This is a genomic window from Roseibium sp. ROS1 (assembly GCF_054658215.1).
Genome location: NZ_BAAGIG010000001.1, coordinates 829062 through 843508, shown reverse-complemented (window position 1 = coordinate 843508; position 14447 = coordinate 829062). Strand labels below are relative to the sequence as shown.

Annotated in this window: 10 protein-coding genes; 3 read left to right on the top strand and 7 right to left on the bottom strand. The window is 58.9% G+C overall.

All coding sequences use genetic code 11. The features are described 5' to 3' along the window. Positions 1 to 27 precede the first annotated feature (27 nt). Positions 28 to 1635 carry a winged helix-turn-helix domain-containing tetratricopeptide repeat protein gene (locus tag ACYQ6M_RS03700; protein ID WP_460072195.1) on the top strand — a complete coding sequence of 536 codons (1608 nt, stop codon included), beginning with the start codon at positions 28 to 30 and terminating at the stop codon, positions 1633 to 1635. Between the two features lie 372 nt (positions 1636 to 2007). Beyond that, positions 2008 to 3441: a glyceraldehyde-3-phosphate dehydrogenase gene (locus tag ACYQ6M_RS03695; protein ID WP_055655809.1), complete on the top strand. Its 1434-nt coding sequence runs from the start codon at positions 2008 to 2010 to the stop codon at positions 3439 to 3441. A 488-nt stretch (positions 3442 to 3929) separates the two neighbouring features. Here the strand turns inward: ACYQ6M_RS03695 and ACYQ6M_RS03690 are convergent, their stop codons facing one another. From ACYQ6M_RS03690 to ACYQ6M_RS03660, 7 genes are all read right to left on the bottom strand, one after another. Next, positions 3930 to 4151 carry a hypothetical protein gene (locus ACYQ6M_RS03690; protein WP_022998035.1) on the bottom strand — a complete coding sequence of 74 codons (222 nt, stop codon included), beginning with the start codon at positions 4149 to 4151 and terminating at the stop codon, positions 3930 to 3932. Between the two features lie 481 nt (positions 4152 to 4632). Then, positions 4633 to 5349: a response regulator gene (locus tag ACYQ6M_RS03685; RefSeq protein ID WP_062487705.1), complete on the bottom strand. Its 717-nt coding sequence runs from the start codon at positions 5347 to 5349 to the stop codon at positions 4633 to 4635. Continuing rightward, positions 5346 to 8387: a hybrid sensor histidine kinase/response regulator gene (locus ACYQ6M_RS03680; protein ID WP_460072192.1), complete on the bottom strand. Its 3042-nt coding sequence runs from the start codon at positions 8385 to 8387 to the stop codon at positions 5346 to 5348. Before ACYQ6M_RS03680 ends, ACYQ6M_RS03685 begins: the two co-directional genes overlap by 4 nt. A gap of 478 nt (positions 8388 to 8865) precedes the next feature. After that, entirely contained in the window at positions 8866 to 9618 is a 753-nt protein-coding gene (locus ACYQ6M_RS03675; RefSeq protein ID WP_022998039.1) for a DeoR/GlpR family DNA-binding transcription regulator, read from the bottom strand. Then, positions 9618 to 11300, bottom strand: a complete 1683-nt coding sequence (locus ACYQ6M_RS03670) for an ABC transporter permease subunit (RefSeq protein ID WP_460072190.1) — start codon at positions 11298 to 11300, stop codon at positions 9618 to 9620. Before ACYQ6M_RS03670 ends, ACYQ6M_RS03675 begins: the two co-directional genes overlap by 1 nt. Beyond that, a complete protein-coding gene (locus tag ACYQ6M_RS03665; protein WP_460072188.1) occupies positions 11297 to 12337 on the bottom strand; it encodes an ABC transporter ATP-binding protein in 1041 nt (346 codons plus the stop codon). Before ACYQ6M_RS03665 ends, ACYQ6M_RS03670 begins: the two co-directional genes overlap by 4 nt. 87 nt (positions 12338 to 12424) lie before the next feature. Next, positions 12425 to 13432 carry an ABC transporter substrate-binding protein gene (locus ACYQ6M_RS03660; RefSeq protein WP_297835867.1) on the bottom strand — a complete coding sequence of 336 codons (1008 nt, stop codon included), beginning with the start codon at positions 13430 to 13432 and terminating at the stop codon, positions 12425 to 12427. Between the two features lie 202 nt (positions 13433 to 13634). On the opposite strand from ACYQ6M_RS03660, the gene hisN reads away from it, so the two are divergent. Next, positions 13635 to 14423, top strand: coding sequence for a histidinol-phosphatase (gene hisN, locus ACYQ6M_RS03655; RefSeq protein ID WP_460072186.1), 789 nt, complete (start codon positions 13635 to 13637; stop codon positions 14421 to 14423). Positions 14424 to 14447 lie beyond the last annotated feature (24 nt).

The following is a 14447-nucleotide window of genomic DNA, read 5'->3' as shown; positions in this document are numbered from 1 at the left end:
TGAAGACTTTCGGGGAAAGGGGAACGTGTGCCGCAAGCCGACGCCCTGGTGTTTACCTTTGACGGATTTGAACTGGACGGCACACGTTTCGAATTGCGCCGTGATGGCGAACGCGTGGCGATCGAGCCGCAAGTCCTCTCCCTTCTCTTGCTGCTGGTCGAAAACCGCGACCGGATGGTCAGCAAGGACGAATTGATCGAGCATGTCTGGGACGGACGGATTGTCTCAGAAACCGCCGTGGCAGCGCGGATCAAGGCTGCGCGCAAGGCTGTCGGGGACAAGGGCAGCACACAGAAAGTCATCCGGACGATCCATGGCAAGGGGTTCCGGTTTGTCGCGGAAACCGAAGTTTCCAGTGTCCAGGCAAAGGCACCCCCGGCGCGTTCGGGCCTGATCACCGAGGAACAGGCAGCCCCGGCAATTGAGGAAGCGCTGAAGACCGCGCGCGACGGGCGGCCCTCCATCGCCGTCCTGCCCTTCCAGTATTTTGGCGAACCGGGCCAGCACGAAATCGTGGCCGATGCCCTGCCTGCCGACATCATTGCGGATCTGTCGCGCCTGCACTGGCTGTTCGTTATCGCACGTGGATCGAGCTTCCGCTTTCGCGGACCCGATGTGGACCCGCTGTCCGCCGGTCGCCAACTCGGCGTTCGCTATGGTCTCACCGGCACGGTCGAACTTGCGGGTGAAAGCGTCACGATCGGCGTTTCGCTGATCGACATGACCAGCAGCGGCACGATCTGGGCGGAACACTATCGTGGCAGCCTGTCCGAATTGCAGCAGCTCAGACCGGAAATCGAAAGCCATGTCGTTGCCAGTCTGGCGGTTCAGATCCCGCAGAACGAAGTGCGCATCGCACGCAGACGCGCTCCGGGAGCACTGGATGCATGGGCCTGTTTTCACCTGGGGCTGGATCACATGTACCGGTTCAACCGGCAGGACAACGCCCGTGCGTCAGAACTGTTCACACGATCCCTGGAACGCGATCCCTATTTCTCCGGCGCCATGGGCGGGTTGTCCTTCACGCATTTTCAATCAGCCTTCATGCGCTTTGCGGAAGATCCCGAAGCCGAGGTCGAAAAGGCTCGCGCATTGGCGCAGCAGGCGGTGGAGACCGACAGGCTCGATCCTTTTGCTCACTTCAATGCCGGGCGGTGTTCCTGGCTCGATGGCCGGCTGGAAGATTCAATCGCCTGGTTTGACCGGGCAACCAGCCTCAGCCCCAGTTTCGCGCAGGGTGTCTATACACGCGGGCTGGTGAGCGTGATGGCAGGTCAGGCAGCGCAGGCCGATGCAGATCTTGCTCTGGCGCTGGACCTCAGCCCGCTCGACCCGCTCGCCTATGGCATGGTGTCGGCGCGTGCGCTGGTTCAATTGCAACTGGGCGACAGAGACAGGGCGGCGGAGCTTGCCGTGAAAGCAGCGCAGATGCCTGGTGCGCACAAGCATATCTCGCTGATCGCGGCCCTGACATCACACCTGGTCGGCAAGAATGCAGAAGCCCGGCAATGGCTGGCCCGGGCGAGACAGGCAGATCCTGAAATCAGTTCGGAAGTCTTCTTCGCGTCCTTCCCGTTTGCCGAAAACGGCGCTCGCGAAACGATAGAGAAAGGCCTGCGTGAACTCGGGGTGTGAAAAGGCTTCGCGACCCCATGACTTCGGGAAGCCGATACGTCATCAACACAGGACTTGCCTGACGCCCGATGTCTGCTTGAAACCGCAATCCGAATTCAACAGCAAATGCCGTCGACGGGCGTGAATTACCAGGTTTTGCTCTGCACTTCTGCGTTCAGACCAAGTCTCTGCGAGTTGATTATCTGCACTTGCAAGGTTCCAGATGTAACGCTTCCAGCGGCCTGGATGCGACCAAAAGCACCCTCCCCAAATTTCAATCGATTAGTCTTCAAACTGCTTATGGACATTACGTTTCCACAAGAGCTAAAGACCGTGCGCAGGACAAAGACTTGCCACTCAGCGCGCTGGAAAGACCATAAGGGAGTTTTGTGTATGGCGGCCATGGATAACCACTTCGACAACTGGAAGGAACAACAGTCCGCTGCCGAGCAGATGATCCCGCTGGTTGGGCATCTCTACCGTGACTACGGCATCAACATCCGGATTTTCGGCCGGCGTCTTCTGAACAACTCCGCCATCGAGATCCTCAAGGCACACCGCTATGCCCTGCAGATCACCGGGCAGGAACTGGACGTCACCAAGAGCCTCGAAATCGTCAAGGCAATGCTGGAGATGGACCTGGCCGCCTCGCGCGTCGACCTCGGCAAGCTGTGCCACGGCTACATGGAAGAAGGCGGTGACGTTAAGAGCTTCCTCGAGAAGCAGCTGGCCAGCATCAACACCGGCAAGACATCCATCCTGCAGGAACCGCAGGATGTCGTTCTCTATGGCTTCGGGCGTATTGGACGCCTTCTTGCCCGCATGCTGATCGAACGCGTCGGTGCCGGCAACAAGATGCGCCTGCGCGCGATTGTCGTGCGCGGCGGCAAGGCCGGCGACCTGAAGAAACGCTCCAGCCTGCTGCGACGGGACTCCGTCCACGGCGCTTTCAGCGGATCCATCACCGTTGACGAAGAGCAGAATGCGATCATCGCCAACGGTAACTACATCCAGGTGATCTACGCCAACTCCCCTGCCGAGGTCGATTACACCAAATACGGCATCCGCAATGCGCTGGTGGTCGACAACACCGGCATCTGGCGCGACGAGGATGGTCTTGGCCAGCACCTGAAGTGCCCGGGCGCAGCGAAGGTGATCCTGACCGCGCCGGGCAAGGGCAGCATCAAGAACATCGTCTATGGCGTGAACCATGGCGACATCTCGGCGGACGACAGGATCCTGAGCGCGGCTTCCTGCACCACCAACGCCATCACGCCTGTGCTGAAGGTGATCAACGACGAGTTCGGGATCGAGAACGGCCACGTGGAAACCATCCACGCCTTCACCAACGACCAGAACCTGATCGACAACTACCACAGCGGGGATCGCCGCGGCCGGTCCGCTCCCCTGAACATGGTGTTGACGAGCACGGGTGCGGCCAGCGCGGTCGCAAAGTGCCTGCCGGAAATGAAGGGCAAGCTGACTGGCAACGCGGTGCGGGTGCCGATCCCCAACGTCTCCATGGCCATTCTCAACCTGAACCTCAAGCGCGAGACGACGGCCGAGGAAATGAACAATTACCTGCGCGGGATTTCGGTGCAGTCGCCGATGCAGGACCAGATCGACTACACAGCCTCGACCGAACTGGTTTCCTCCGACCTCGTCGGCTCCACCCATGCAGGTGTGGTCGACAGCCAGGCAACCATCGTCGACGGCGACCGGCTGGTCCTTTACGTCTGGTATGACAACGAGGCGGGCTACAGCACACAGGTGATCCGCCTGATGCAGGAAGTTGCGGGCATGAAGTACCCGTCTGTCCCCGCATAACCCTGCCGTTACCGAACAGGAGGGGCCCAAGCCATGTCTTGGCCCCTTCCATGGACTTTTGCTGTGAAGCTGCGCGAAGCGCTTTTGCCCCATCAATGCTCAGGAAGAGGTGCCATTTCCTGGTTTGATGATCACTGCCGGCTGTTGCAGAGCGCCGGACCGAAAACCGAACAAGTCAGCCAGCGGCATGCCTTGAAATCGGTTGCTCAACAGTTTGGGCTAGGTGGTAAAAGCAGACACTCAAAAAAGGCGTAGAAATTTCAAAACGCCTGGAGAAGAGAGCTTGCCTGAAGGGGCCAACCGGCCGTTTCAGATGTCTTCTTCTTGAAAACCTGTCTGCGGGCAATTCAACGGATTGATGGGTATACCCTGGCAAGCAAGCCAAAACACATCAATGCCAGTCGAATTGCACCGCAGGAGAGGTGACCCTTATGGCGTCTTGTTCACGCCGAGGGTTTCTGGTTGTCAGTTCCGGTCGAGGTTAGGCCTCAACGAGATTTCTGACGGGAAGATTTCTTGATCTTCACGGTCTGCGTTTCGGAATTGCTTTCGTGACCGATCTTGCCAAGTTCGTCGACAAGATTGTCGATGCAATCCTGAAGCGCCTGACCTTCAAGTCCCCAGCAGCTCTGGCCAGCGGAAGCAGGTGTTGCCTGGATCAGGAACGTGGACATGACAGCGGCCAGTGCGAAAGAAGTGGTTTTCATCATAGTAGTTCTCCATTTGGTTTTGGCGTCGGCGACCTTGCCGACACACCAAAGATGGGAACCTTTCTTTTCAGCCCCGTTTCACCGGGTGTTTCAATTGTATCCGGGCGTTCGCCCCACTGAAATATCCGACACATTGTTTCAAATGCGAGGTCTGAACGGGCATTGAGCTGGGCGACAAAACCCCAGACAAGATCTGTGTAAACGACTGAAGAAAATCATCTTTTGAAAAAACTTGGAAAACCGGATCACGCGCCGGGGAAAGCGTTTTCCCATGTCCGCCCGGTATCAAAAACTCCGCCCTTGCACACACCAAAGGTACAATTGTTACCGTTCACAAGGAGACAGCGCGGACCTGGTGCTGGATTGATGCGCCAAAAAGCCGGGATGCTGACCAACAGGACGCAAATTCCGGCTCTGACAAACTGGAATTTGCGTCAGGTATCACAGCTGACGGGGTCTCCCGGATCGCCGGGAAGAGCACTTAATCGAAGACGTAGCCCAACCCACGGACCGTTCTGATGGTCTCGGGTTTTGTGGGATTGAGTTCTATCTTGCGGCGCAGCCTTGAAATACGCAGATCGATCGAACGATCGAAAGGTTCCCAGCCCTTGTCATGTGCCTGCTCCAGCAACTGGTCGCGGTTGAGAACGCGTCCACGGTTCTCAACGAACACCCTGAGCAGCTGATACTCCATGGACGTAATCGCAATTTCCTGACCGTCGCCACCGATCAGCCTCGCTCCATCCAGATCCAGACGGCAGGTGCCAAAGGGAACTGTGCCTGCTTGCCGATCCTTTTGCTGCGCACTTGTCTCGTCAAAACTTCTGCGCCTCAGTGCGGCTTTGATCCGGGCCTCCAGTTCGCGCAGGTCGACAGGTTTGCCGACATAATCGTCGGCTCCCATTTCCAGCCCCACGACGCGGTCGATCACGTCACTTGCTGCGGTCAGCATGATCACCGGCACGGTCGAGGTGGTTCGAAGGTCACGCAAAGCGGTCAGACCATCCGTACCAGGCATGTTCACGTCCAGAATGATCAGCGCCGGTTCCAGGCTCTCCAGAAGCCGTTTCATGTCGTTGGCGTTCGGCGCCTCAACAACATCATAGCCGCGCTCGGCGAGATACTCGGCAACCATTTCGCGAAGATGAGGTTCGTCGTCACAGACCAAAATTTGCTTCGCACCCGGAGCCCCGCTCATGATGTGTTTTTCCTGCTGTCCAGTTGATTTAACAAACAAGCCAGATCCTTCTTGGAAATAGGCTTTTCAATGTAGGGGCGATCGCTTTCCATCAGAAATGTCTGAACGGACTTCCCCATGGCATCGCCCGTCATGAAGGCGATACGATCCTTGTAACCGAGCGATAACCCGATCAGGCTTTTGTAAAATGCGGCACCGTCCATGCCCGGCATCTTGTAGTCGCTGATAATCAGATCGACGGATGTGTGAGACAGGCGCGCAAGAGCCTTGCGTGCGCTGGTTTCCTGTATTGCCTGGCATCCGAGATCTGCCAGCAGGTCACAAACGAGTTCGCTGACCGCGACATCGTCATCAACGACCAACACCCGTTTGCGATGATGCGTTCCGCCTGGCTGGGCCTGCGAGGTGTCAGTTGAAGCCTCTGTTTCCATTGCGGGCAGCCGCACGAAGAAACTCGTCCCCTTGCCAACGGATGAACTGACTTCGAGAGTGCCTTCATGGGTGTCGACAACCCGGTGACAGAATGCCAGGCCGACGCCCGTCCCCTCCCCCACGTCCTTTGTCGTGAAAAACGGCTCGAAGATGCGGTCCCTGATTTCCTTCGTCATCCCCGGACCATTGTCCCGGACTTCTAGGACTGCCTGGCCGTCTCTTCCGTCGTGGAACGTCCGCAGCACAAGCACCGCGTCTTCGCCAAGCGGCGAAAGGGCGTGTTCCGCATTGATAATGAGGTTCGTAACGACCTGGACCAGCTGGTCCGTATCGCCGAGGATTGACGGAAGATCCTCATCAAACTCCGTCTCAATCCTGGCTCCGTTGGAACGCAGCCCGTAGCCGGCAAGATCCAGGGCAACAGAGGCGATTTCGTTCAGCGTACAAGGTTCCAGATTTGCCGGTCGCTGGCGCGCCATGGACAGGAAAGCCCTGACGATCCGCGCGCTTCTGTCGGCAGCCTCCGCGATGCGGTCGATGCGCTTTTCCAGAACCGGGTCCTTGAGCTTTCCCTGAAGCATCTGGGCGTAACCGGTAACGATGGAAAGGGGATTGTTGAGTTCGTGCGCGACACCGGCAAGCAGCTCACCCAGGGCGGACAGTTTTTCGTTCTGGTGGGCAATGTCACGCTGTTTCTGCAATTCCTCCTGCATGGCCAGAAGGTCCGAAATGTCCCTTGTGGAGGACACGATGACATTCTCGCCCTTGTAGTCGGTCACGCGGGCGGCGGTGATGCCTTCCATGATTGAGCCGTCGGCCCTGCGGAACTGAACCCGGTAATCATCAAGTGTTCCCGTCGGCAAGAGTGCTTCCAGATATCGCTCCCGATCCTCCGGCTTCAAAAAGAAATTGAGGGTCGTGTCGATATCGCCGAACCGCTCTCGTGAAGCAGGCGGGCAGTAGATGATTTTTCCATCTTCGATGCGGGAGACGAGAAAGTTTGCCGGGCAGGCCTCGACGATCTTGTGCAGAAGCAGATCCGCCTCGCGCTGCTCTTCTTCGGCCCGTCGCTGCTCGGTCACGTCGATAAAGGAGACGAGGTACCCGTCCAGTTCGGTTCTGTGGGCTGACGCCAGCAGAATACGTCCACCGGCAAGATGGATGGCCTGCTTCTTCTGGTAGGATTTCACCAGAAGCGTCAGCTCGCACATATAGGACGTCTTGTCTTCGCCTTCGGGAACAAGAACGATGCCGTTGTCGATCAACCGGCCCAGGATGGTGAGAATGTTCTCCCCGGCAACGGGCGGCGCCAGTTCACTGAAGTACATTTCGTACCAGAGCCGGTTCCCGAGCACGAAATTGAGGCTCTTGTCGAAGAGCACCAACCCCTCATCAAGAGATTGAATGGCATCATTCAGGGTGGCCAGGCTTCTGGCCTCGGTTTCTTTCAAGGCGGTGATGTCGGTGACCACGACAACGCGGCTGTTGTGTTCGGAGATGGCTCGCTCGACACGGTAGTGCCGGCCATCCCAGAAGCGAACCTCCATGGGTTCCAGCGTCTCGCGCTGCTGCTTCACCGCAGCGGTGAATAGCTCAGCCGCGCGGTCACCTACTTCCTGACCGGCAACCATCGATATCTGCGGTGCCAGCAAGTCGATCCGGTCAATATCCGACAGCTTTAGAATTTCGGCCGCGGTCAGGTGAAAGGGCGCTGCAAACGCATCATTGCAATGCGTGAACTGCCCGTCCGGCCCTTCAAAGGCGATGCCAACCGGCAACCGTTCAACCGCGGTCGTAAAGCGCCGCTCCGCCCTGACGCGATCCGTGACGTCTTCAATCGTGAGCAGCCGTCCTTTCAGATTTGTCTCGTAGGCGCTGCCGACCAGTTCCCTGTTCTGATTGTTGGGTATCGGATACCCCTTGATGGCAAGGCGTATAAGCCGATCCAGCTCATCGAGCATTTCGGCGGGTTTCATGCCCCCCGGAAGCGGGATCAGGCCGCATGCTATGGCCTCGGCGTGAATGTCGCGCATCGCACGGCCAGGGACGAAAAGCGTCCCGTCCGGGTCACCAATCTCCCGAAACTTCTTGTTGGCGAACACCAGCCGGTCATCATCATCGACGAGCGCGATACCAACGTCGACGGCATCAACCGCGCCATAAAGGATCTCTCTTGCACGCGCCTCTGCGGTCCGCTGTTCCGTGATGTCGCGAACCTTCACGACAATGCTGCCGTCTTTCAGATGCTTGAGATAGATCTTGTGCTGGCTGCCGTCGGCAACCTTGATCTCGATCTTCAGTTTTCCCCTGGCTGCCAGGGTTTCCAGGACACCAGGCAAACCGCCTTCAGGGCTGCGAACGAATGAAATGTGCCCACTGCCGACAGCGCTGCCGACGATGTCGTCAAGCCGCGCGCCGGGAACAAGCAGATCCTTGTGCGGACCCAGCATCTCCGCATAGCGTTTGTTTGCGAAAACGAGCCTTCTGTCACTGTCGTAGAGCACAAAGCCATCGCTCAGCGCCTCGACAGCTTCTTCCATGAGCAGCTGGATCCGGTTTCTATCGGCTTCACTTTCAGAAGCACTCGCTCCGTCTTGAAGCAACATTGGATCTCACTTTGTATCAACGCCTCGGCAAGGGCGGCAGGCCGGACCTCATTTCTACGTAAGCTTCTTTTCAGTTTGGCCTTGCCGTTTGTATCAATTGTATCATGTCGCAAGCGTCGAGGGCCCGCAAACCGGGATGGAACATTGCCCGTTGTCCGGCCTGGCTGACCCATTTGGAACTTTAACCCCCCTTCCTTGAGGGCCTGAAAATGGATGGAGCCGGGAAGCTGAAACCATGGGCTTTCGATATCAAGGCTGTCGATATCCGGTCGGGAGTAACGCAGGCTGGGGATGAAAGGGGCGAAGCGGCAACGTGATGCGGGTGTCGATCCCCCATGTCGCCATGGCCGATCCCTCCACCAGAGCTGAACGAAGACGACATTGAATAGAGGTTTCAGTTTGCCGAACCAGGCGCGAGTGCAGAAAATCTGTACCGCGTTGTGCAATCGGGTCGTGTCTATCGAGCGGTTTTCGCTTCTCAAGCCATTACGTCTATGGCCGCTTGGCGGAAGGCCGCTACCTGCTCTTCAGTTGCTGCCCTGTTTGTCACAAGCCTGCCGATCTCTCCGGCCTCCAAGGCCTGAACCCTGCTGGTTTTTCCAAGCTTGCTCTGGTCGGCCAGAATAACTGTCTGCTGCGCCTGTGCCGCCATGGCTTTGGAGATTTCGGCTTCCTGCAGGTCGTAGAAGAACGCCCCCTTGACCGGATGCACCCCAACCGGAGCCGAAAAGCACAGGTCGACACGGAAACGGCGGATTTCAGACAGGGTGAGTTCGCCGACCGTCGAAGGGACGTCGGCCGCCATCCGTCCACCGAGCAGCAGCACGTCCTTGCCCGCCCCTTGCAGCGTGGTGGCAATATCAATCGAGTTGGTGATCACTGACAGATCCGACAGCTTGGCCAGTTCGCGGGCAAACAGGGCCGTAGTGGTGCCCGCGTCCACAAGGATCGTCTGTCCGGGCTGGATCAGTCCGGCAGCCTTGCGGGCAATCTCCGACTTTGCCCGGATCTGCGTCGTCATCCGTTGGCGGAAGGGCTCCTCGGAACGCGGCTCGGGCAAGACCGCACCGCCATGGACGCGGCTGACCTGTCCAGACTCTTCGAGGTCCAGCAAATCGCGGCGCACCGTCTCGCGAGAGACGTTCAGCATCTGCGCAAGATCGTTGGCGCTCACCTGCTGGCTCGCGCTCAGCATGGACAGAATGAGCCGGTGACGTTCTTTCGCCCACATCAGGTCCGCACCTTGCTCCGGTTGCCTCGTCCCATCAGCACCAGCGTTCCCTTCATGCTCAAAAGCGCAATACAGACGACTGCCATCACGCAGGTGGAAAAGGCTGCCGCCTGCGAAGTCAGACCGGCATCGTCCAGCCGCATGATGGTGACAGCCGCGACACTCAGGTCAGGCGTAGTGAGGAAGACGACTGCCGACAGGGTTACCATGGACCGCATGAACAGGAAAAAGAACACTGAAACGAGCATTGGAGCAATGAACGGCGCGACGATATCGACGGCCGTCCTTGCCATTGCAGCTCCAAGACTGTCTGCGGCTTCCTCAAGCGCCCGGGGCAACTGGCGAAACCCGGTCATCACCGTCAGAAAACCCTGCGTGTGGTAGTGGTAGAAGTTGATGATCGCGATGAGGGCCGCCGTCCCATAGAGAAGGTAGAGCGGCGTCGCGGTTGAATTGAAAGTCAGGATATAGGCAAGCCCCAGGACCATCCCGGGCACTGCGGCCGGCATGGCGGCCAGCATCTGGATGGGTTGGGCCACGCTGCGCGGAAGGCGGCGCAGCCCAAGGCACAGGAGGAAGACCGCAAGCGTGCCTCCTGACGCCGCCATGAGCGATATCACGATGGTCATCCAGAGCGAAGAATACCCCCCGGCCAATGTGATGTCGTAGTGCTTGAACGACAGCGCCATGTTGTAAGGCCACAAGGTGACAAAGCTTGCGTAGACGACAATGCCGATAACCGCGACGATGCCGGTGCAGACCAGAAGCGACAGGAACGCCATGACCGGGTCGCGCACGGGTGCGAAGGAGGGCCGATACGGCACCTGGCCGGCCATCTGTCCGACCTGTTGCCGCTTCATTGCCTGACGCTCGATGGCATAGGAAACCACCGTCGGCAACAACAGCATGATGCCGACGACAGCTCCCATGTTGAAATTCCGCTGGCCGACCACTTGAGAGTAGATTTCGGTCGCCAGAACCGAGTAGTCCCCGCCGATCACCGCCGCGTTGCCGAAATCGGTGATCGTGATTGTGAAGCAGACGAAAGCCGCGTTGAGGATCCCGAAGCGAGCCGCGGGCAAGGTCAGATCGCGAAACTGGCGTGACGGCGAAGCGCCCATGACTTCCGCAGCTTCGTAAACACGCGCGTCCAGCAGGACCAGCGCCGCGCCGATAATCATCACCGCCTGCGGCAAGGCATAAAGAGTGTTGGCGATCAACAGCCCCCAGAAGCCGTAGATTTCGATCTCGACACCCAGGGCACGGCTGATGACGCCGTTGCGTCCCAGAAGGAAGATCAGCCCGAGCGCCTGCACAAGAGAAGGGGCGAGCAGCGGCAGAACGATCACGCCGCGGATCAGCCACTTGCCCCGGAAAGCGCAGCGATAGAGCCCATGCGCGATGATGAAACCAAGGAAGACGCTGAGAACTGTGGTGGCAGCCCCCATGATCAGGGAATGTTCTGTCGCACGCCAGAACCCCGTCGACCCCAGAACCCTCGTGTAGTTGGCAAACCCGTAACCATCGTCAACCGTCAGGGAACGCAGGAACACGATCACCATCGGGTAGAGAAAGAAGAGGACGAGCCCAATCAGCGGCAGCCCAACGCAAACAAGTGTGAGCAGCCGGTCCGCATCCAGTTGTCTGCGCGCTGGCGTGGTGATCGTTTCCACACCGCTCATGCGGCGGTCTCGGCAGGCTGCTGGGCCATGTCGTCAGCCACCCAGGTGCAGGCTTCCGGTGGAATGCTCAGGTTCACACGTTCGCCCTCGTGACAGGAATTATACCCGTGGGTCTCGACGACCAGCGGGCCGATTGCGCTATCGACCTCAAGCCGTCTGAGATTGCCAAGGAAACTGATGCTGCGCACCGTGGCGTTGCCGTCCGGCGCCGGGGTCAGACTGATCTGTTCAGGGCGAATGCAGGCAACATGCTCCGTCCCCGCTCCCCCCGGCCACTTTGCCATAAGATCCGGGAATTCACGCCGGATCGGGGCGGCAGAAACGAGATTGCTGATCCCCATGAAGTCCGCCACAAAGCGCGTCGCCGGTCGATGGTAGAGGTCTTCCGGCGTGCCGGCCTGCACCACGACACCATGGTTCATGCAGATGATCTTGTCCGCCAGCGCCAGTGCCTCTTCCTGGTCATGTGTCACCATCAAGGTTGGAATCCCGAGCGAACGCTGAACATGGCGGATTTCGTCTCGCAGTTCGGCCCGGACCTTCGCGTCGAGCGCCGAAAGCGGTTCGTCCAGCAGCAAGACGCGCGGGTCGACGGCGATTGCCCTGGCCAACGCGATCCGCTGCTGCTGTCCGCCGGACAGCTGACCGGGGAACTTGCCTGCGACTTGCGGCAATTTCACCAGCTCCAGAAGTTCCGTCACACGCCGTGAAATCTCCGACCGCGGCGTGCCACGGATCTTCTGCCCGTAACCGATGTTTTCGGCCACTGTCATGTTGGGAAAGAGCGAGTAGGACTGGAACACGATCCCGAAGCCCCGCTTGCGTGCGGGAAGGTTCGAAAGCGCCGTCCCCTCCAGAAGGATTTCGCCGCTGTTCAGCTCCGTCAGGCCGGCGATCAGCCGCAGGAGTGTCGTCTTGCCACAGCCGGAGGGACCCAGCAGGCAAACGAATTCCCGTCGATCGATCTCGATCGAGACATTGTCGAGCGCTTTGAAGGACCCGAAGGTCTTGGTGGCGTTACGGACGGTCAAGTACACGGCGGATCGGTCTCCTGTCAAAGGTGCGCGGGCCTCCAGTGAAGCCCCGCGCGCTTCTGGCGGCAGCCGGAGCTGCCGCGGGCACGATCAGCGGCCCAGCTTTTCTTTCCAGGTTTCCTTCACGGCCGTCTGGTTCTTGGCCGCTGTGACGAAATCGATTTTCGCCAGGACGGTCGAAATATCAGCCGGCAGGCCCGCTTTTTCAGCTGCTTGCGAAGCATCGACACCCGGAACCGTGATCAGCGCCTTGTACTGCTGGTAGAGACCGATTGCCTCGTCAGACATCGTCCAGTCGAGGAAGGCCTTTGCCGCATCCTTGTTGTCGGAGCTTTCCATCAGGCCGGATGCTTCCAGTTCATATCCAACGCCTTCCTCGGGGAAGACCATTGCCAGCGGATAGCCTTCCTCGATGGACTGCATCGCGGTGAAAGCCAGTGAAATGCCGACAGTGTATTCGCCGACGCGTGCGGACTTGCAGGGTTTGGAACCGGATGAAGTATATTGTGCCATGTTCGGATCGACGGCTTCGAGCTGTGCCCAGCCTGCCTCTTCGCCCATGGTTTGCAGAACCGCATTGACGTGCAGGTATCCGGTCCCGGAAGAATTCGGGTCCGGCATCAGGATCTCGCCCTTGAAGTCCGGGTTCTCCAGATCCTTCCAGCTCTTGGGCATTGGCAGGCCCTTTTCCTCAAGCCGTGCCGTATTCACGCAAAACGCGCCCATGTAGCCGATCGGAGCAAACCATTTGCCGTCTTCACCACGGAAGGAGGCAGGCAGAACATCGACGCCCTTGGCTGCGTAGGGTTCCAGCATCTCCAGGATCTGGGGATCCATCATGGCGCTGACGGCCCAGCCCCAGATCACGTCGGCCTGCGGGTTGCCCGCTTCTGCCAGAAGACGCGCGCCCAGCTTGCCCGTGGACAGGCGCAGCACATTGATCTCGGTATCGGGCATCGCCTTCTGGGCGGCCTCGATATAGGCCGCGATCTCTTCTTCCTCAAGCGCAGTGTAGACGGTGATTTCGTCGGCAGAGGCTGTTGCCGTCATGCCGACGGCAAACAGCGAAGCCAAGGTGAATTTCGTCCAGGTCTTCATTGTCGTCTCTCCTTGTTGATCCACGTGTTCGTGTGCCAGTGCCTGCCCCGGATCGGATCCTCCCGAGACCCTTTGTTATTGCCGCGTCCTCTGGTCGCGGTTCTGGGGATATTTGTGTAGTCTTGCATTTTTGTGGATTTTGTCTAGAGTTAATTTGCCGGCTGACCATCGTTGCCAGCTTCCCCGCAGACAAGGAAAACCCATGCAAAGCTCCACGACGCCGCCCGAAACGGAGATGCTGGCGCGTTTTGCCAACGGGCTCGCCAATGTGGCCGACGCCATGGCGATGACCTACTTCCGCAAGCCGTTGGACGTGGAACAAAAGGCCGACCTATCCCCGGTCACGCAGGCTGACCGCGCCATCGAGGCCGCGATGCGTGAAAGCATCCTCAAGGAGTTCCCGGCCCATGGCATTCTTGGCGAAGAGCACGAGGACGCACGTCTGGATGCCCAATACCTCTGGGTGCTCGACCCGATTGACGGGACGAAGAGTTTTGTTTCCGGGATGCCGACCTTCGGCACGCTCATTGCCTGCCTTTTCAATGGGACACCGGAACTCGGCATCATCTCGATACCGCCGACCGGCGAACGCTGGATGGGGCGGCGTGGTGAACCGTCAACATTCAATGGTGAACCTTGCCGTACCAGCGGCCGGCACCGACTGGCCGACGCGATCCTTTACACGACCACACCCGACACGTTCGACACCGAGGGACGCGCACAGTTCGAGGCACTCTCAAGCAAGGTCGCCATGCGCCGCTTCGGGGGCGACTGCTACGGATACGGACTGCTGGCTTCAGGCCACATTGATCTGGTGTTCGAAATGAATTTGCATCCCTACGATTACATGGCCCTCATTCCGGTTATCGAGGGTGCGGGAGGCGTGATCACCGACTGGAAAGGTGAAAGGCTGGGCCTGCACTCCGAAGGTCAGGTTCTCGCCGCGGCCAACGCCGCACTGCACGCAGAAGCCCTGGCCGCCTTGTCCTGATCCGCCTTCGACAGTGCCCTGGGC